This window comes from Flavivirga spongiicola, assembly GCF_030540825.1.
GTDB lineage: Bacteria > Bacteroidota > Bacteroidia > Flavobacteriales > Flavobacteriaceae > Flavivirga > Flavivirga spongiicola.
This window is the reverse complement of the sequence record NZ_JAUOEO010000001.1, coordinates 3921506-3941964: the sequence shown is the minus strand read 5'-3', so window position 1 is coordinate 3941964 and position 20459 is coordinate 3921506. Positions and strand designations below refer to the sequence as shown.

Annotated in this window: 11 protein-coding genes; 7 read left to right on the top strand and 4 right to left on the bottom strand. The window is 35.6% G+C overall.

What is annotated here, in order from left to right:
• Positions 1–111 precede the first annotated feature (111 nt).
• Positions 112–2445 (bottom strand): ATP-dependent helicase, encoded by a 2334-nt coding sequence (locus Q4Q47_RS15645; protein WP_303307574.1) that lies wholly within the window; start codon positions 2443–2445, stop codon positions 112–114.
• Between the two features lie 134 nt (positions 2446–2579).
• On the opposite strand from Q4Q47_RS15645, the gene Q4Q47_RS15640 reads away from it, so the two are divergent.
• Genes Q4Q47_RS15640 through Q4Q47_RS15630 form a run of 3 tightly spaced genes read left to right on the top strand, consistent with a single transcriptional unit; the run spans position 2580 to position 5961 of the window.
• Complete coding sequence (locus Q4Q47_RS15640; RefSeq protein WP_303307573.1) at positions 2580–3851, top strand: amidohydrolase; 1272 nt, start codon at positions 2580–2582, stop codon at positions 3849–3851.
• A 1-nt stretch (position 3852) separates the two neighbouring features.
• A complete protein-coding gene (locus Q4Q47_RS15635; protein ID WP_303307572.1) occupies positions 3853–5433 on the top strand; it encodes an FMN-binding glutamate synthase family protein in 1581 nt (526 codons plus the stop codon).
• Between the two features lie 6 nt (positions 5434–5439).
• Complete coding sequence (locus tag Q4Q47_RS15630; protein ID WP_303307571.1) at positions 5440–5961, top strand: DUF7935 family protein; 522 nt, start codon at positions 5440–5442, stop codon at positions 5959–5961.
• Here the strand turns inward: Q4Q47_RS15630 and Q4Q47_RS15625 are convergent.
• Positions 5947–6876 carry a patatin-like phospholipase family protein gene (locus tag Q4Q47_RS15625; protein WP_303307570.1) on the bottom strand — a complete coding sequence of 310 codons (930 nt, stop codon included), beginning with the start codon at positions 6874–6876 and terminating at the stop codon, positions 5947–5949. The two genes, Q4Q47_RS15630 and Q4Q47_RS15625, sit on opposite strands and share 15 nt — an antisense overlap.
• A gap of 276 nt (positions 6877–7152) precedes the next feature.
• Here Q4Q47_RS15625 and Q4Q47_RS15620 point away from each other — a divergent pair, with 276 nt between their 5' ends.
• Together Q4Q47_RS15620 and Q4Q47_RS15615 are read left to right on the top strand one after the other, a co-directional pair.
• Positions 7153–13236 (top strand): PKD domain-containing protein, encoded by a 6084-nt coding sequence (locus Q4Q47_RS15620; protein ID WP_303307569.1) that lies wholly within the window; start codon positions 7153–7155, stop codon positions 13234–13236.
• A gap of 18 nt (positions 13237–13254) precedes the next feature.
• The gene (locus Q4Q47_RS15615; RefSeq protein WP_303307568.1) at positions 13255–14250 is read left to right on the top strand and encodes a PorP/SprF family type IX secretion system membrane protein; all 996 of its coding nucleotides are present in this window, start codon (positions 13255–13257) and stop codon (positions 14248–14250) included.
• Between the two features lie 15 nt (positions 14251–14265).
• Here the strand turns inward: Q4Q47_RS15615 and Q4Q47_RS15610 are convergent, their stop codons facing one another.
• The gene (locus tag Q4Q47_RS15610) at positions 14266–16221 is read right to left on the bottom strand and encodes a M1 family metallopeptidase (RefSeq protein WP_303307567.1); all 1956 of its coding nucleotides are present in this window, start codon (positions 16219–16221) and stop codon (positions 14266–14268) included.
• Positions 16222–16330: 109 nt separating this feature from the next.
• Here Q4Q47_RS15610 and recG point away from each other — a divergent pair, with 109 nt between their 5' ends.
• Both recG and miaE read left to right on the top strand, forming a co-directional pair.
• Positions 16331–18502: an ATP-dependent DNA helicase RecG gene (recG, locus tag Q4Q47_RS15605; RefSeq protein ID WP_303307566.1), complete on the top strand. Its 2172-nt coding sequence runs from the start codon at positions 16331–16333 to the stop codon at positions 18500–18502.
• A gap of 48 nt (positions 18503–18550) precedes the next feature.
• The gene (miaE, locus tag Q4Q47_RS15600) at positions 18551–19132 is read left to right on the top strand and encodes a tRNA-(ms[2]io[6]A)-hydroxylase (RefSeq protein ID WP_303307565.1); all 582 of its coding nucleotides are present in this window, start codon (positions 18551–18553) and stop codon (positions 19130–19132) included.
• A 99-nt stretch (positions 19133–19231) separates the two neighbouring features.
• Here the strand turns inward: miaE and Q4Q47_RS15595 are convergent, their stop codons facing one another.
• Positions 19232–20335: a DUF2911 domain-containing protein gene (locus tag Q4Q47_RS15595; RefSeq protein WP_303307564.1), complete on the bottom strand. Its 1104-nt coding sequence runs from the start codon at positions 20333–20335 to the stop codon at positions 19232–19234.
• Between the last annotated feature and the right edge of the window lie 124 nt (positions 20336–20459).

The following is a 20459-nucleotide window of genomic DNA, read 5'->3' as shown; positions in this document are numbered from 1 at the left end:
GACATAGCCTAGTTACGGCGAGTATTTTTAACGAAAAAATTCGGTTTTTTACTCTGAAGATTCATGTTATTTTATATTGATTTAGCTATATATAAAATTCTTTAAAAACCATCACCCCACAACCTCCAACTTAGCAAAACGTAACAGCAACTTTTTAACACCGCCATGCTGAAAATTAATTTCAGCTTTAATATCTGCTCCGGTGCCTTCTATTTTTAAAACTTCTCCTGTCCCAAAACGAATATGTTTAACAATATTTCCAACGACTAGTTTACTATCAAATAAATTAGTGTTCCCATTAGTATTAGCAACGGGTTTTAAGTTTTTAGGTGTTGTTACTTGAAACTTTTCAGGAGATTTCTTTGCTGTACCCCCTTTTTTTAGTACAGGCTGTTTAGCTGGCTTATACCTAATCTTATTAGGCTCAACATCTCCAAAAATATCAGCATCCAACATCGGATTAAAACGACGTTCTTCAATAGGCGTCATAACTTCTAAATATTGCTCGTCGATTTCTTCAATAAAACGACTGGGATCAGAATCAACTAATTTACCCCAACGATACCTTGACAATGCATAGGTTAAATAGGCTTGCTTTTCAGCTCGTGTTAATGCGACATAAAACAAGCGTCGCTCCTCCTCCAATTCACTGCGGGTATTCATACTCATGGCACTAGGAAACAAATCTTCTTCCAGTCCAACAATATATACATAAGGGAATTCCAACCCTTTTGCTAAATGTATGGTCATGAGCGCTACATGGTCTGTATCACCTTTATCAGCATCTAAATCGGTAGCTAAGGCCACATCTTCCAGAAATTCTGCCAAAGACCCCGTGGTATCTGCAATCTCTTTTTGCCCTTCCACAAAATCCTTCATACCATTTAAGAGCTCTTCAATATTTTCCATTCGGGTGACACCTTCTGGTGTTCCGTCTTTATTGAATTCTTTTATAAGTCCGCTCGTTCTCGTCACATGCTCAGCTAACTCAAAGACATCAGCAGTTTGGTTTAATACTTGAAAGCTTTCTATTAAAGTTACAAAGTCCTGAAGTTTAGTCCTGGTACCTGAGTTAATTTTAACATCTGCTTTATCAATGTTTTTCATCACCTCAAATATGGTACGATTATAACCATTGGCAGAAACGATCAATTTGTCAACCGTTGTCTGACCAATACCTCGAGGCGGGAAATTAATAACTCGCTTTAAAGCCTCTTCATCAGCAGGGTTAATAATCAACCGCAAATAAGACAAAACATCTTTTATCTCTTTACGTTGATAAAACGATAAACCACCATAAATTCTATAAGGAATATCACGCTTGCGCAACGCATCTTCAATGGAGCGCGATTGTGCATTCGTTCTATATAAAATCGCAAAATCACTGTTTTTTAACTGATTTTGCATCTTGTTTTCAAAAATGGTACTCGCTACATAACGCCCTTCATCACCATCTGTTAACGAACGGTTTACTATTATTTTAGCGCCTTCATCATTGGCCGTCCAAACTATTTTATCAAGTTTTGTTTGGTTTTTATCAATAATAGAATTCGCCGCATTTACAATATTTTTTGTAGAACGATAATTTTGCTCTAGTCTAAAGACCTTCACATCGTCATAATCCTTCTGAAAATTTAAAATATTATTAATATTAGCACCACGGAATGCATAAATACTCTGTGCATCATCACCCACTACACAAATATTTTGAAATTTATCAGACAACGCTCTCACAATTAAATATTGAGAATGGTTGGTATCTTGATACTCATCAACCAAAATATATTTAAAACGATTTTGGTATTTCGCTAAAACCTCTGGGAACCGTGTTAGTAACTCATTGGTTTTAAGTAGTAAATCATCAAAATCCATAGCGCCAGCCTTAAAGCAACGATCTACATATTCTTTATAGATATCACCCATTCTAGGACGTCTTGCCATGGCATCAGCTTCTTTTAGCTCGGGGTTTTGAAAATAAGCACGCACCGTAACCAAACTATTCTTATAGGATGAAATTCTAGAACGCACTTGCTTGTATTTATAAATATCTTTATCAAGATTCAGTTCTTTAATAATAGATGCTATCAACCTATCAGAATCTTGAGTATCATAAATAGTAAAATTACTTGGATACCCTAGCCTATCCGCTTCTATTCTTAAAATCTTAGCAAATACAGAGTGAAAAGTACCCATCCATAAATTCTTGGCTTCACTAGCTCCAACAATGGTAGCAATACGCTCTTTCATTTCGCGAGCTGCTTTATTCGTAAAGGTTAACGACAAGATATTAAAAGCGTCAATACCTTTACTCATCATATAAGCTATACGATACGTAAGCACACGTGTTTTTCCTGATCCCGCACCTGCAATGACAATCATAGGACCGTCAATTTGAATAGTGGGTTCTAATTGCGCCTCGTTTAACTGACTTAAATACTTTTCCAATTCATTTTCATTTTAAGATGTGAAAATAACCATTGTTGCGCTTTTAATTAAGGGGAATTATTAATAATTATAAACAATTATCACTTGCTTATTCTTTTTGAATATCTTTAAGCTTCAAAAGCTAAATAAATTTTATGAGATTCTTTTTTTTAGTAGTTATTTTCTTTGGAATATCTATTTCCCATGGACAAAATAGTTTAGAGCAACAGTTTATAGATATTGAAAGTAAAGTTATTGAATGGCGTCGTCATTTTCACCAAAACCCTGAACTTTCAAACAGAGAATTTAAAACCGCAGAAACCATTGCTAAACATCTAAAATCATTAGGATTAGAAGTACAAACGGGTGTGGCCCATACTGGTGTTGTTGCTGTTTTAAAAGGAAATACGCCTGGCAAAGTTGTCGCTTTAAGGGCAGATATTGATGGCCTACCAGTAACAGAGAGAAACGATCTCCCTTTTAAATCTGAAGTTAAAACGACTTTTTTAAATACCGAAACAGGCGTTATGCATGCTTGTGGTCATGATACACATACGGCCATTTTAATGGGAGTCGCAGAAATTCTGACAAAAAATAAAGACAAAATTAAAGGTACCGTGAAATTTATATTTCAACCTGCTGAGGAAGGCCCACTTCCGGGTGAAGAGGGCGGTGCAAAAATGATGATCAAAGAAGGCGTTCTAGAAAACCCAAAAGTAGATGCTATATTTGGATTACATATCCGTTCTAACTACGAAGTTGGAACCATCCACTATAAAAAAGGAGGTATCATGGCTTCGGTAGAACGTTTTGTCATTAATGTTAAGGGTAAACAAACACATGGAGGAAGGCCTTGGCAAGGCGTCGACCCTATTTTAATTTCTGCCAAAATTATTGATGGTTTACAAACCATCATTAGCAGAGAGTCAAAATTAGTAGATGAAGCAGCAGTCATTACAGTTGGAAAAATAACAGCTGGTACACGTTTTAATATCATACCAGAAGCTGCTGAACTAATCGGTACCGTAAGAACCCTAGATCCCAAAATGAAAGCACATATTGAAAAACGAATGACCGAAATGGTAACAACATTAGCTAAAGCCTATGGTGGTGAAGCAACTATTAGCTTTCAGAACAATACAGCTATTACTTATAATGATTCTAATCTGGTAGATCAAATGTTACCCACTTTACAAAAAGTTGCCGGTGTAAAAAATGTGCGCTTAAGAAAAGCAACTACGGGAGGCGAAGATTTTTCATATTTTCAGGAAGTTATCCCCGGGTTTTATTTCTTTTTAGGAGGCATGACTCCAGGGAACAAAGAAGCATTTCCACATCATACACCAGACTTCAAAATTGATGAAAGCGGCATGCTTTTAGGTGTAAAAACATTGACTCAAATAGCTTTTGATTTTTTAAATAATTAGAATGGATAACATATTAGATTTTTTATCAAACATGTCTTGGTGGGCTTGGATTTTAATTGGTTTGGCTCTGGTGGCTATACGCGATGTCTTTTTTCAAAAAAGTCACACTATTAGTCATAACTTCCCTATTATTGGACATTTACGGTATTGGCTTGAAGGCATTGGACCAGAAATGCGTCAATATTTTGTAGCTAATAATAGAGAGGAATTACCTTTTAACCGTATTGAGCGTGGTTGGATTTATGCGTCAGCAAAAAAAGAAAATAATTACGAAGGTTTTGGTACCGACAGAGATATTTATGAACACCAACATGTGTTTATTAATAATGCCATGATGCCTTTTCAAATTGATAAAAATCATCCAAATAGTATTGACAAAACATTCTTACCCTGTGCTAAAATTATAGGTGAGTTTAATAAGCGTAAAAGGCCCTATCGTCCAGCATCTGTTATTAACATATCTGCCATGAGTTTTGGCTCGCTTTCCGCCAAAGCGGTAGAATCGCTAAATAAAGGTGTTAAAATAGCTGGAGCTTACCATAATACAGGAGAAGGTGGCTTATCTCCCTATCACAGTAACGGAGGCGATGTGGTATTTCATTTTGGTACGGGCTATTTTGGTGTTCGTGCAGAGGATGGTGGGTTTTCAATGGATAAAATGAAGAAACTAGTCAAGGATAATCCTTTTATTAGAGCTATTGAAGTAAAACTATCTCAAGGAGCAAAACCAGGAAAAGGAGGCCTATTGCCGGGAGCAAAAATTACTAAGGAAATTGCAACCATTCGTGGTGTTGAAATTGGGAAAGACGTACTATCCCCTCCTAACCACAAAGCATTTTCTAACGTCTCGGAAATGGTAGATTTTATAGAAGATATTGCTGAAGCTACAGGCTTGCCCGTCGGCATTAAAGCTGCTATTGGTAAGCTGGAACAATGGGAAGAACTCGCCGATATCATGTTAAAAACAGGAAAAGGACCAGATTTCATTACCGTTGATGGTGGTGAAGGTGGTACTGGTGCGGCACCACCAAGTTTTGCAGATCATGTATCACTCCCCTGGGTTTATGGGTTTAGTGACTTATATAAACTCTTTAAACACAAAGGACTATCGGAACGTGTTGTATTTATTGGTAGCGGAAAATTAGGGTTTCCGGCCAAAGCTGCTATGGCATTTGCCATGGGTGTAGATTGTATTAATGTGGCAAGAGAAGCTATGATGAGTATTGGTTGCATTCAGGCACAAATTTGTCACACCAATAGATGCCCAAGCGGTGTAGCTACACAAAGTAAATGGTTACAAAATGGTATAGACCCGACTTTAAAATCGGAACGATTAGCACAATACTTTAAAACCTTTAAAAAAGAATTAGTAGAGATTACGCATGCGGCAGGATATGAGCACCCCTGTCAATTTAAAATGAATGATGTTGAAATTAATGTTGATGATCATAATCTTTCAAAAGAATTAGATAGAACTTATATGTATAAAAAAACACCTGTACCATTTACTAGTATGCAAGATTTAAAAGATTGTTTATATTTGGGAGGAAATTATAATTGGTATAAAACCCAAATCGATTAACATTTTATGGATGCACAAAGAGTTTTAGATTTATTTTTATTCGCAATCCCATCATTAATAACCGGTGTCATTGCATATTATTTTTTCAGAGAGCATACTAAAAATGAAGATGGCCGAAGACGGTTTTTATTAAAAAAGGATTTACAAGTAACCGCCATGCCTTTGCGCTTGCAAGCTTATGAAAGAATGGCTTTGTTTTTAGAACGCATTACACCATCGAAACTATTAATTAGAACCACTCCTTTATCCTCAAATAAGGAAGATTACGAAGCCTTGCTTATACATACCATTGAACAAGAATTTGAACATAATTTATCGCAACAAATTTACATTAGTGACGAGTGTTGGAACATCATTACCACCGCAAAAAATGCCACCATTCAACTTATTAGAAAAGCCAATTTACTTGAAAAAACGGATACAGCAAATAAATTAAGAGAAGTTGTTTTAACAGAAATGATGGAACGACGTTCACCTAGTGATGCAGCACTTTCTTTTATTAAAGAAGAAGTATCAGATTTGTGGTAAATCATTATCAATACGGAGTTCGTTTGAACGGGCTTCTTGACATTTTTCTTTAGCATAATCATACCCTTGTTGCCACCACGAAGTCATCAATTTCTTATTAAAAATCAATGAATTTTCAATAAGCTTTGATGGTGTATAATACAAATTAAGTTTGACATCTTTATTTTTTGCTGCTAATTTGCCAATAGTAATGTCGCTACGCTCCACTTGATCTAACAGGTGACTAAACAAATTAATCATTAGAGAAAAAGGGTTTTTACCTAGCACTTTATTGTATTCCATGTTTTCAGATTCTAAAATAACCGCATCAACCTCAGTAGCCCCTCGCAATATAGCTTCTCGAATAGGAACCACGCATCCTAAACCTCCATCGGCGTATTCAAAATTATTTCTTGTCACAAGTGACATAAATGGAATATAGTTACAGGAAATCCATACCCAATCACAAAATTCATCATAACTAAAATCCTTTATAGACTTATATTCGACTCTGTTTTTAGATAAATTTGATACCGTAACAACAACATCTTCTTTAGTCTCTCTAATTATGTTATATTCTGCTTCTGTAAAATGTTTTTTTAAGTAGCGCCTTAATGCTTTACTCTCTCCAAAAGTTCGTTTCATTTTTATGAATTGCCAGATGGTATTTATAAAATCGATTGAAACGAATTCTCGATTTCCTTTTTTACGTTGCACAAAAGGGTTTACGCTAAAAATGTTACTTTGATTGACATTTGTAAATACCTTTTTAATTTTATCAATTTCGCCAGCAGCCAAATGTGGCACCAATAAACTTCCAGTAGATGTCCCCAAATACATATCATAACCTCTACCTTCCTCTTGTATTAAATACTGAGCAACACCTCCAGCATATGCTCCTTTACTACCTCCACCTGAAATCACTAATGCTTTCATATTTTTTCTTCTAATTGTAAATATATAAGAACCTGTATTAATTTTAAGACTAAAAATCCTTTATTTAATTATTCTCCGTTTTACATATTCATTTTATGCATTTTGTGGAATGAGTTATGTTAATTTCCAACACATCAACATTAACTTAATTGTAAAGTGTTTTATATGCCATAAATTGTGCATTTTATAGAATAATTTAACATATGTTATTATTAAATAGTGTCTCATTAAAAAGAATATCTATTTTAGTATCAGCTATTAACACAATTATTCTACATGGGGAAGAATTATTTTCTTACAGCTTTTTCTTTTTTTATAATCAGTCTTTCGTTCTTTGCTTTAAATCATTCTGGTTTAAAAAACACAATTAAAACAGACTCATTAAAAGGTCTTAAAAAAACCAAAATTTCACTCCCACCGTCTGCTACTATTTCGGGTACAACACAAGTTTGCAGAAATGATACACAGCCACAAATAACATTTACTGGGTCTGGAGGTTATGCACCATATACGTTTACCTATAATATTGGAGGTCCAGATTTAACCGTAACATCTACTGGAGATATAGCTACAGTTGATGCAAGTACAAACAATGTTGGCTCTGTTACCTATCAATTGGTATCTGTTCGAGACAGCTCCAACGACACATCACCTGCAAACGGTACAGCAACTGTGACTGTTAGTGAACCTACTGTAGATTTTACTTTTAATAATAACGGCGCTTGCTCCGGAACCTCAGTAAATTTCACATCAAATACAACTGGTGATGGACCATTTACTTATAGTTGGAATTTTGGGAGTGGAACTCCCAAGACTAATGCCAATCCTTCTCACACATTTATCTCTTTAGGATGTGGATTTCAAAATGTCAACGTAACACTTACAGTTACAGATACTAATGGTTGTAGCAATTCCGTAACTAAGGCTGTTTCAATTCAGCAAAAACCCAGATTAGAATTTGAAGATATAGACAGCGCATTCGATCCGTTTAATAATTGTGGGAATAACACAACAGACCCTTCTTATACTATTAATGTTGGAATAAGTAGTGTTTCCACAGCCTGTATAAATTCGTATGACGTAAACTGGGGAGACGGAAGTGCCATTGAAACAAATGTCACATTTCCAGCCACACACACTTACACGCAGTTAGGCTCTTTTAATATGGACATAACTGGAAGAGGTAATAATTGCGACAATACCGTTACTTATTTAATCAAAAACTCAAGTAACCCAACAGGTTCTATTGTAAACCCAGGAAATACAGTAAATTTATGTATTCCCGTTTCTCCTATTGATTTTGCTATTGGTTCCTGGGGAACTAACCCTCCAGACACTATGTATGAAGTTGACTTTGGAGATGGAGTTCTCGAAAATTACACCCAAGCACAATTGGAGAGCTCTGCATATTATAACACAGCAGACCCTGCAAATTCTCAAAACTTTCCAATACCTCATATTTATACACAATCAAGTTGTCCTAATAGCTATACCGTTCAGTTGAACATTTCCACATCGTGCGGACAAACAAACTTAACGGCTGGTCCTATTATTATTTTAAGAAAACCTGAAGTCGATTTTGAAAACCCACCTATTAGTTGTGTAAATTCTTCTGTTCAGTTTAACAACACCTCAACTGGCGGCTACAGTAATGATTGTAATGTTAATGACGGCTATTTCTGGGACTTTGGAGATAGCACTACATCTACATTAAGAGATCCAAGTCATGTATATACTACCCCTGGTACCTATACCGTTTCTTTATATGCTCAAAACTCTTGTGGCACTACAAACACCATTACTAAAAGTATATGTATAGAACCTCAAATAACTGCTGCTTTTACATTAAACACCAACAATGGTTGTGCGCCGCTTGCGGTACAAACAACAAATACAACAGACCTCTCATCGGGTTGCGGTAGTGAAACTTATCTTTGGGAAGTTGCCTATGTTTCCGGTTTTTGTGGTACTGCTCCGGCAACTTGGAACTTCACCAATGGAACCGATGAAAATTCAGCAGCTCCAAGAATAAATTTTGTAACGGCAGGTACATACACACTATCACTCACCACTACAAATTCCTGCGGTAGTAATACCGTTTCTGAAACTATAGAAGTAAAACGCCCTCCAATAGCTAACATTGATCCTATTGCTGATTTTTGTGGTGCTGCAAGTATTAACCCTGTAGCAAATGTAGTAAGTTGTGCACCAGCATCTGAAACTTTAACTTATAGTTGGAGTTTTCCTGGTGGAACACCAAGCACATCTACTGCTTTGAACCCAGGAACAATAAACTACACCACTCCTGGTAATTATCAAGTTACATTTAGTGTTACAAGTAGTTGTAGCACCACGATAGATACCGAAGACTTTATTATCAACCCTATTCCAACGATAACTAATACTAACCTAACACAAACTATTTGTTCAGGTACTAATACAACTCAAGTTGTTTTAACATCAGATATAGCTGGCACTACATACAACTGGACTGCTACTGCTCTTGCTGGTGTAACAGGCTTTACTGCTTTTGATAATACAAGTACAATTCCTGTACAAACCATTTTTAATTCTAACAACACCTCAGAAGACGTCACTTTTACCATAACCCCTTCTGTTGGTGGTTGCTCCGGAATTCCTGTAAACCTTGTGATAACTGTTGACCCTGCGCCTTCTTTCACCAATCAACCTCAACCAGAAACCATTTGTTTAAACGGTCCGATAAATCAATTGTCCGTTGTCGTAAATGGTCCCGGAACACCAACATATCAATGGTATAGTAATACCGTTAATAACAATACAACAGGAACTATAATAACAGGAGAAACGGCAGCAACATACACGCCTCCAAATACTCCGGTTGGTATAACTTTTTACTACTGTGTAGCGTCCTTTACATCTGGCTCAGGCTGTGATGAAATAACTTCTGATACAGCTCGTATTGAAATTGTAAATGGTATCCAAATTGATACAAACCCAATAACCAGTCAAAATACCTGTATTGGTGGTGATGTAAATACTGCATTATCTGTTGTTCATTCCGGCGGTACTGGAGTTATTACCTACCAATGGTATTCTAATACTACCAATTCCAATACAGGAGGAACTATTATTACGGGAGCGAATAACTCCAGTTACACCCCTCCTACTTTTACTGTCTCTGGAAATTACTATTATTATGTAATTATAACTCCAGACGGAAGTGGTTGCAGCCCAATAACCAGCAACACCTCTGAAGTCATTGTGGTAGACGATCCTGCTATTGCAACCCAACCCATAGCCTCTCAAACATTATGCGAAGGTACAGCATCTCAAGATTTACAAGTGGCAGCAACCGGAGGGTCAGGAACTACATATAATTACCAATGGTACAGTAATACAACTAACAGCAACTCTGGTGGCACTCTAATAACTGGAGCTACAAACGCCACCTTCACCCCTCCAACAACTACAGTTGGTATACTTTATTATTATTGTATTATTACCCAACCATACCCAGGTTGTAGTGTTGTGAGTAATACTTCTGGCGTTATTGTTAACCAAGCACCTTCATTTTCATCTCATCCTTTATCCGAAACTATTTGCTTCGGTGAGACTTTCAATACACTATCAGTAGCTTATTCTAATGGTGTAGGAACACCCACTTACCAATGGTATTCTAATACGGTTGCCAATAACACAACAGGAAGCATTCTAACCGGAGAAACGGCTTCTACCTATAGCGTCCCCTCTGGAACTATTGGTACAGTCTATTATTACGCAATCATAACATTTTCTAGTGGTGGATGTACTCAAATCACATCTCAAACTGCTCAGCTCACAGTTAATCAAACTCCTAATATTTCAAATAAATCATTAACTATTTGTAGCGGTGTTAGCTTTAATATTATTCCAGATTCTAGTGGCGGAGATACAGTTCCTGCCGGTACACAATATACATGGACAACTCCGGTAATAAATCCAACAGGTACCATAAGTGGTGCTACGAATCAAACTACTCCTCAAAGCAATATTAGCCAAACGCCTATAAACAACACAGCTAATCCTGCCACAGTAACTTATACAGTGACTCCAGTATCTGGTAATTGCACAGGAACAGATTTTACTATTACCGTTACGGTTAATCCTTCAATCAGCATTACCAGAAACCTAACTAATAGTAGATGTTATTTATCTAATACAGGCGCTATTGAAATAACTATTAGTGGCGGTATTCCTTTTTCAACAGGAACCCCATACCTAATATCATGGACAGGTCCTAATGGATATACCAATTCAGATGAAGATATTTCCAATTTAGAACCTGGCATTTATACTGTAACTATAAATGATGAAGGTGGCTGCCCGTTTACAGATACATTTACCATTCTAGAACCTGAAGAACTTATTTTCAGCTCCATTAGCTTTAATCCGGAAACTATTTCCTGTTTTGGTGCTGATGATGGTACTATAAATATTGATATTCATGGAGGAACGATACCTTATACATATAACTGGACACGGAACGGGAGTTCTTTTTCTAATGTAGAAGATTTATCAAATCTAGGACCCGGAGATTACCAAGTTACTGTTACCGATGCAAACAATTGTACACCAATAGTTCAAAATTTTCAGATTATTGAGCCTCCCGCATTAAATGCAAGCTTAGTAAATCAGGTTGATATTATTTGTTTTGGAGATGCTACCGGTGCTATTAACATCAATACTACAGGAGGAAGACCAATTGAAGTATCACCAGGCGTTTTTGATTATTCTTATTCATGGACAGGACCAAATGGTTATACAAGCAACCTTCAAAATCTGTCGGGATTATTTGCCGGAACATATAACCTCACCGTTACTGACAAATCCAACTGTACGGATACTTTACAGGTTATTCTAGATCAATCTGATGAAATTATTATAGATTTTTCCACAACCGAAATTGAATGTTATGGAGATAATAATGCTTCTATAACTATTGATAATATTTCTGGGGGTAATCCCCCTTATACGATACAATGGAGTAATCTCGGTTCAGGATCTGATCAAAACAACTTATCTGCCGGCACTTATATTATTACAATTACCGATAATACAAATTGTGAAAAGCAAGCAACCGTTGTTATTGATGAAGCTCCGGAATTTTCAATCAACCCTACAATAGCAAATGTTTCCTGTTATGGAGAGAATGATGCCAGTATTGCTCTGAATTTGGTTGGAGGAATCACACCTCTAACACTTGTTTGGAATGATGATGCTTCTGCAGGTGTAGAACGAAACAATTTAACCCCAGGAACTTATTCCGTAACCATTACAGATGCCACTCCATGTATCATAACAGAAACTTTTACTATTTCAGAACCGGATCCATTAGAATTATCCGCAGTTACAACAGATGCTTTAGATTGTGATAATGCAAATAGCGGCGCTATTAATTTAATAGTAACCGGTGGTACACTTCCTTTAAGCTATTCATGGTCTAACGGTGAAACTACTGAGGATTTAGACGATATTCCCCCTGGCACTTATTCAGTAGCTATTACAGATGCCAATGGATGTGAAATATCGGAAAACTGGACGGTTAGCAGATTTGATCCGCTTACGATAGAAGTAGATACTATTACCGATTTTGATTGTATAACCCGAAATGTAGAACAAACTTTTGTAGCCAGAGTTACCGGGGGCATTCCTCCTTATCAAATAAGTTGGTCTAGCGGAACAGTTAGTGGATCTAATAATGAAATCATGAATACTAACCAGGATGGTTTAACAATTGTTGATGTGACTGATAGTTTTGGGTGTTCCACAAGTTTTTCACATCATGTAGATATTCCAATTCTTGGTGATGCAAATTTTGAATTAAACTCCATTGGCTATACCTCTTTTGGAATATATTCAAAAAAAGATCCTATCCAATTTACAAATACTGCTATCGGTGATTATATTTCTGTTCTTTGGGATTTTGGAGATGGTAATTTTTCTAGTGAAGAAAACCCGTTACATACTTACATTACGGAAGGAGATTATATAATCACACAAACCGTAACTTATCCTTTCGGTTGTGTTTATGAAAAAATCATCACGTTATCTATCGAAAAAGGATACAGTCTTATGATGCCTAATGCTTTCACCCCTAACAATGATAATATAAATGATTTTTTCAATCCGGCATTTGTTGGGTTAAACAATATGGTTTTAGACATTTATGACACCTGGGGAAGTTTAATCTATTCTGAAAAAGGAGATGATATTGATGGCTGGAATGGAAAAGTAAAAGATGCTGATGCAGAAAATGGTAATTATTACTTTAAATTTTCTGCTGAAACTTTTTATGGAGAAACCATTACGAAAGAAGGCCCCGTTGTATTAATTAAGTAGAAGTACCAAAACAAACTAATGAAAATTAAAATATTAGTCCCAATTATTATAAGTTGCTTTTGTTTAAAAGCACACGCCCAAGACCCTATATTTACTCAATACCATTTAGTGCCAGAAACTATGAATCCAGGATTTTCAGGCTTTGAAGATGCCACATACCTTGGTTTAATTCATAGAACACAATGGCCAAGTCTGAATCTAAGAGTCGATACCGAATATGCTTTTTTCAATACTTGGGTTGAAAATATTGGTGGTCTCGGTGTTAGTATTTTAAATCAACATGAAAACAATACGAACTACAATCATTTACAAGGAAATATTAATTACTCATACCATGTAAAGTTAGCTAACGGTTGGTTTTTCAGACCTGCCATTGAATTTGGTTTTGGCACCAAGTCCTTCAATTTTGGAAACTTAGTGTTAGCAGATCAAATAAATATTAACTCAGAAACTATAAACCCTATTTCATCAGACATATTTGCCTTGAATGCAAATAGAAATGTTAGCTTTTTTGATTTTAATGCTGGTTTTGTTTTTGATAAAAAAAACACACGAAATGATACCGACTTATGGTTAGGTGCTTCTATAAAACATTTAAACAAGCCCAATATTTCATTTGTAAAAAATGGCAATGTTCCGTTAGATATATTTTATTCCATACACGCTAATTACAAGTTTCCGTATTTTGATTATAACGATATGCTTATTTCTGTTAATTATATGCAACAAGGACAGTATAACAGATTAGATATAGGAACCACTGTAAAACTCGAAAAACTTATGTTAGGTGCTATGGCCGTTACCAATCCTGCTAAAAACAGTTTAAACAGTCATTTATTAACCTCAATTAATGCTTTTATAGGGTTAGAGTTCGAGCAGTTACGCTTTGGCTTCTCCTATGATTTAAACACTTCTAAAATTGGTAGGACAGATGGGGTTTACGAACTTTCAATCACGTATTTAGCAAGCTGCCTAATTTGTAGAAACCCAACCAATTTGGAAAGAAGAAAATAATACCTAGAACTCTTCTTATTTAACTTTTAGCATTTCTTTAGCAAATTTTGAAAATTGCCAATTATGATGTTTTGTGGCTTGTTTCAAATTTTCTTGGCATTCTTCGCCGCAAGAACTAATCCACATCAAGTATCTAAATGCATTCTGACGGATTTCAAAACCATATTTTGGGCTTGTATAATCAAGTAATTCTTTAAAATATAGTTCGTCGTTTTCGGGTTCAAAATCGTCAGTAACTAAAGCAAGTGTTAACCAAAGAATTCTAATATTTTTATCATTAAACCCTTGAATACCTTTGGTTGTTTCTAAGTATTTATTTTGTTCTTCTGGAAAACTATTCCATAATCCAAATAAAGCCGCTTCAACAGTTAAATAAGACTTATCATCAAGAAGTGTCTCGTATTCTTTTTTGAGTGTTTCTGGGACTTTATACAAAGTTTTAGCAATGGCCTGACGCACTTTTACAGGATTCTTAAAATCTTCTTTTTGTAAACGATTTGGCATTTGTGAAATGACTTTTGCTTTAGCCTCATCCGAAATTCCAGATGATAAATACTGCTTGCACTTAGACGTATAAGCCTCACAATCAACCATTAAATATTCTTGTATAAAAACTGACTTTTTAAGACTCTCCAGAGCAGCATCATAATGAAATTTTTTAGTTTCCAGCCAAACATCCACAAATGTGTCTAAATCCTGACCACTAGCCTGCTCTATTTCATTTATAAAATCATCCGTTTCTACGTTTTTGAATTGATTTTTATTCAAATAGTTTTTCACTGCTGTTTTAAAAGCCTCGTCCCCTACCTTTTCTCGTAGTATATGTAATACCCAGGCACCTTTTTTATAAAATGTGGTACTACTCGATTTTGGGTCTAAAAGCGCTGTACTTTGTCTTGCCTTATGCTGTTCCAACAACTCTTGAGCATACTCATATAACCTCCAATAGTAATAATTATCCCCAAACACCTCTCGCTCTGCTAGTAAAGCATAATAAGTAGCAAAACCTTCTTGCAACCAATGGTGTGTTCCAGACGTTTCGGTAACCAAATCGCCAAACCATTGGTGTGCTAATTCGTGCGCATTAACATTTACATAGTTTTTATCAACAAAGGCTATAGAATCAACTACAAAAGCGTCAGAAAAAATAGTAGTACTCGTATTTTCCATACCTGCATACAAAAAATCTTTTACCGGTACTTGTTTGTAATTTTGCCACGGATAAGGAACACCAATTTCTTCTTCTAAAAAATCAAACATGTGTTTGGTGTAACGATAAGTGGGTTCAAATTTTAAAGAATCTTCCGGATAGTAATACATCTCTATAGGAATCCCACTTTTTGAGTATTCAACTTTTTTATTGTATTTACCAATAGCTAAAGCAACCAAGTAGCTTGACATCGGTTTTTGCATATCGTAGTGCCATTTTTTTGCGCCATGATAATCATCAGTACTAGTCAGCTTTCCGTTCGAAATAACCTCATAATCTTTATGAAAAGTGACGGATAAATCAAATTCAATTTTATCATTCATATCATCAATACTCGGCAACCAATTGCTTGTGTATTTTCCTTGTCCTTGTGTCCATATTTGTTTATTCCCGTCTTCATAATCCCAATCTATAAAATACATGGCTTTTTTCGGAAATGTCATCCATGAGATAAGTAATTCTCCAGATGTATTCGCTTTAAACTCATTTTTCACTATAATATGCTTCCCGTTATTAATATGCTCGCATACACCATCACCAATTGACGTTTCTGAATGATAAATATTTCTTGCATCAACGTAAATAGAGTCCACATCTTTTAAAATATCATATTTATATAACACTTTACCTGCTACCTGACCTTTATTAACATCATTAAAGTTTAACTCTACTTCAGCAGTATTAAAATCAACGTATTCAGATTGTTGAGATATTGCAAAACATACAAAAAGCAAAAAGAAAAGGAGCAGTAGATTTTTCATATATAAATAATAGCAAGGATTAGACCAAGATAATGCTTTAATTCAGAATCTGAAAAGTTACAATATGATAAGATTCCCACTTTCGTAAGAATTAATTAAATTCGCCTTTATGTCTGTAAAACTTCAAACACCAATAGATTATTTAAAAGGCGTCGGTCCAAACCGCGCTGATTTATTGCGAAAAGAATTAGGCATTCATACCTATCAGGATTTAATTAACTTATTTCCAAACAGATATATAGATCGAACTCAGTATTACAAAATTAATCGACTACAACGTAACAATGCAGACGTTCAAATAATTGGGAAAATTACAGCTTTTAAAGAAGTAGCACAAAAACGAGGTAAGCGCTTAGTCGGAACTTTTCAAGATGATACTGGTACGATGGAGCTAGTTTGGTTTAGAGGACAAAAATGGATACGTGAGAGCCTAAAACTTAATAAGCCATATGTGATTTTCGGAAAAACCAATTGGTTTAATGGTAAGTTTAATATGCCACACCCAGATATAGAGGGGCTAGAAGAACATAAAGGAAATTTACGTTCTGTCATGCAACCGGTATACCCTTCAACAGAGAAACTATCAAATAAGGGTATTACAAATCGTGTGATGAGCAAAGTCATGCAACAACTATTTTTGGAAACAGGTAAAAAATTCACCGAAACGCTATCTGAAAATTTACTTACCGAACTCAAACTAATCCCAAAAAGCGAAGCGCTTTTTAATGTACATTTTCCAACGAGTCAGGAGCTCCTTTCTAAAGCCCAATTTCGATTAAAATTTGAAGAATTATTTTATATTCAGCTACAACTTATCATCAAAAACTTAGTTCATAAATCAAAAATAAAAGGCTTTCCTTTTGAAAAGGTTGGCAACTATTTCAACACCTTTTTTAAAGCCCATTTACCCTTCGAATTAACGGGAGCACAAAAGCGCGTTTTAAAAGAGATTCGTGCTGATTTGGGCAGTAACGCACAAATGAATAGACTATTACAAGGAGATGTAGGTTCTGGCAAGACCATAGTCGCGTTCATGTCAATGTTAATAGCACTTGACAACGGTTTTCAAGCTTGTCTAATGGCTCCAACTGAAATTTTGTCAGTCCAGCATTACAATGGATTATTAGAATTATGCAACAACTTGAATATCAGTATAAAAAAACTAACAGGTTCAACTAAAACTTCAGAAAGAAAAAAAATTCATGAAAGCTTGGAAAATGGCGATTTACAAATCCTTGTTGGCACCCATGCCCTACTTGAAGATAAAGTGAAATTTAAAAATTTGGGGCTTGCGATTATAGATGAACAGCATCGATTTGGAGTCGCACAACGAAGCAAATTATGGAAGAAAGGAGGCCCTCCTCAATCCTCCCAAAGGGAGGAAGCAAAAAAAAGTCTCCCCTCTGGGGAGATTAGTGGGGCTTCTATCCCCCCACACATTCTAGTAATGACCGCCACACCGATTCCCAGAACGTTGGCCATGTCTGTTTACGGAGATTTAGACATCTCAATTATTGATGAATTACCACCGGGCAGACAGTCCATAAAAACAGTACATCGTTATGATAAAAATCGATTAAATGTTTTTAAATTTATTCGAGACGAAATAACAAAAGGAAGACAAATTTACATAGTGTACCCTTTAATTCAAGAAAACGAAAAAATGGATTATAAGGATTTGATGGATGGTTACGAAAGTATTGCCAGAGATTTTCCATTACCAGATTATCAAATATCCATAGTTCATGGAAAAATGAAACCTGCGGATAAAGATTACGAAATGCAACGCTTTATAAAAGGAGAAACACAAATTATGGTGGCTACTACTGTTATTGAAGTTGGGGTAAACGTACCTAATGCCTCGGTCATGATTATTGAAAGCGCAGAACGTTTTGGCTTATCACAATTGCATCAGCTTCGTGGTCGTGTGGGACGTGGTGCAGAGCAGAGCTATTGTATTTTAATGACAAGCCACAAGCTTAGTAATGATAGTAAAACCCGTTTAGAAACCATGGTAAGAACCAGTGATGGTTTTGAAATAGCCGAAGTAGATCTACGCTTACGCGGTCCTGGAGATATTATGGGCACTCAGCAAAGCGGTGTTTTGAACCTTAAAATTGCAGATATCATAAAAGATAATGACATTCTACAATTAGCGAGACATCACGCGAAGAACGTGCTTAAAACTGACGCTACGCTCTCTTCTACAAACAATAAAGTTATTTTAGACACCTATAAATCATTAGGTAAATACAAAAACATCTGGAATTACATCTCGTAATTTTAGTTGGTGCTATTTATAATATTACTTTTACATAAAAAAACAAATATGCTTGGTTTAAAACTAGAAACAGATCCTCGTTGGGTAAACATTGCAGAATCAAATATTGAGGAGATTCTAACCGATCATGCCTGGTGTGAACAAAAGGCTGCTTCTAACGCGATCACTATAATTACTTTAAACTCAGAATATACTGATCTGGTTACCGATTTATTAGTATTAGCCCAAGAAGAGCTGGAACATTTCCAAATGGTTCATGATATTATAAAAAAACGTGGTTACAAACTAGGCAGAGAGCGCAAAGACAGCTATGTTAACGAACTTTATAAATTCATGAATAAAGGAGGCAATAGACTACAAAGCATGGTAGATAGACTTCTGTTTTCTGCCATGATTGAAGCCAGAAGCTGCGAACGTTTTAAACTATTATCAGAAAAAATAAATGACCCTGAACTTTCTAAATTCTATCATGACTTAATGATTAGCGAGGCAGGACATTATACAACGTTTATAGGGTTTGCTCGCAAATACGGAAAAGATATTGACGTTGATAAACGCTGGAAAGAACTCATAGAATTTGAAAGTATTGTTATAAAAAACTACGGAAAAACCGAAACCATACATGGATAAAAAAGAGGCTTTCTAAAAAGTAATATATTTTGTCATTCAGAATAACACTTTTTAGACAACCCCTTAAGTAGCTGTTAGTTGTTTGATTGATGATAATCTTTAATTAATATCTTCTCCTTTTTCCAATTTATCAATATTAGCTTGTACACGTCCTTTAGAAGCATCATTAGGCGCATTAGTCAAGGCCTTTTTTAAATGCGTTAAGGCTTTTGAATGGTTTCCTAATGCAGAATACCCACGGGCTAAACCATAGTGTACAGGCCAGGTACCTTTATTCTTTTGTGCATTTAATTTAAAAACTTCTAGTGCTTTCTCTTTTTTTCCTTGACCAATAAGCGTTCTACCGTATTGATGCATCTGAATAATAGTAGCAAACTCTAAAGCTTCGTCCATGGCAGCAAAAGCTTCGGCTTCTTTCCCAAGTTTTGAAAGTATTTGAGATTTTATCTGAAGATTATTAAATGTTTTTTGACTGAAAAACTGCCCAGCAATCGCACCGTCAATCCATCCCAAGGCTTCATTTAAGTCGCCACCATTATTCAAGGCATAACCAGCAGCCTGTTCCCAATTCTGACGCTGAAAGCCTCCTTGCCCTTTAAATTCTTCTTTAAAACTCGCCAAAACAATATCAGTAACGTCTACCTCAATTTTAAATGGTATCTGTTTCTTTTCCCATTGTAAGGCTAACACTGCCGAGGTTGCATCAACACTTATAAAACTATAAGTTAATAACTCTGTATGCGAAATAGTATTTGTAGTTACTTTTACTCTTAGAGCATCTTGCGATGGCTCATAAAAATAACTTCCCCAAGCCGAATGATCTTTAGAAAAAATTAATGTAGCAGTATCATCTTCATTAACAATGACATGAAACCCATATTTCCCAGCTTTAAGAGATTCTCCTTCAATTTTCACATCATCAGTAAACTTAATAATGGTATTTTCATTGGCTCCAGCTCTCCAAGGCGATTCTTTAGCAGTTCCAAATCCCAAGTTATTCATACCATAAGGGACTAATTTCCCCCAGACCTCTCTATCATTCACACTAGGTCTAGAATATTTAACATAAATATTCGTTATACCAACTCGTTGTGATACGCTAGCCATTTGACTGCCCCTAGGAGCATCTAATTGAGCAAATGTGTCAAAGCTTAAAGTAAGCAAAAGACACATAAATAATGTAGTCAGATTGTTAGTTTTCATTTTAGTCATATTTTTGATTCCCCTTTCAAGGTATATACAAATGGCATCCACAGGTGTTAGCATTTTGTTAAAGAATTAAGATTGACTGTTAATTAACATATTTTAAGAGTTTTAGTCTGCTTAT

What these genes read in the sequence shown, in the direction of transcription:
- Q4Q47_RS15640 (WP_303307573.1), top strand. Translation starts at nt 2,580, where the DNA reads ATGAGATTCTTTTTTTTAGTAGTTATTTTCTTTGGAATATCTATTTCC.
- Q4Q47_RS15625 (WP_303307570.1), bottom strand. Translation starts at nt 6,876, where the DNA reads ATGAAAGCATTAGTGATTTCAGGTGGAGGTAGTAAAGGAGCATATGCT.
- Q4Q47_RS15615 (WP_303307568.1), top strand. Translation starts at nt 13,255, where the DNA reads ATGAAAATTAAAATATTAGTCCCAATTATTATAAGTTGCTTTTGTTTA.
- Q4Q47_RS15635 (WP_303307572.1), top strand. Translation starts at nt 3,853, where the DNA reads ATGGATAACATATTAGATTTTTTATCAAACATGTCTTGGTGGGCTTGG.
- recG (WP_303307566.1), top strand. Translation starts at nt 16,331, where the DNA reads ATGTCTGTAAAACTTCAAACACCAATAGATTATTTAAAAGGCGTCGGT.
- miaE (WP_303307565.1), top strand. Translation starts at nt 18,551, where the DNA reads ATGCTTGGTTTAAAACTAGAAACAGATCCTCGTTGGGTAAACATTGCA.
- Q4Q47_RS15610 (WP_303307567.1), bottom strand. Translation starts at nt 16,221, where the DNA reads ATGAAAAATCTACTGCTCCTTTTCTTTTTGCTTTTTGTATGTTTTGCA.
- Q4Q47_RS15630 (WP_303307571.1), top strand. Translation starts at nt 5,440, where the DNA reads ATGGATGCACAAAGAGTTTTAGATTTATTTTTATTCGCAATCCCATCA.
- Q4Q47_RS15595 (WP_303307564.1), bottom strand. Translation starts at nt 20,335, where the DNA reads ATGAAAACTAACAATCTGACTACATTATTTATGTGTCTTTTGCTTACT.
- Q4Q47_RS15620 (WP_303307569.1), top strand. Translation starts at nt 7,153, where the DNA reads ATGGGGAAGAATTATTTTCTTACAGCTTTTTCTTTTTTTATAATCAGT.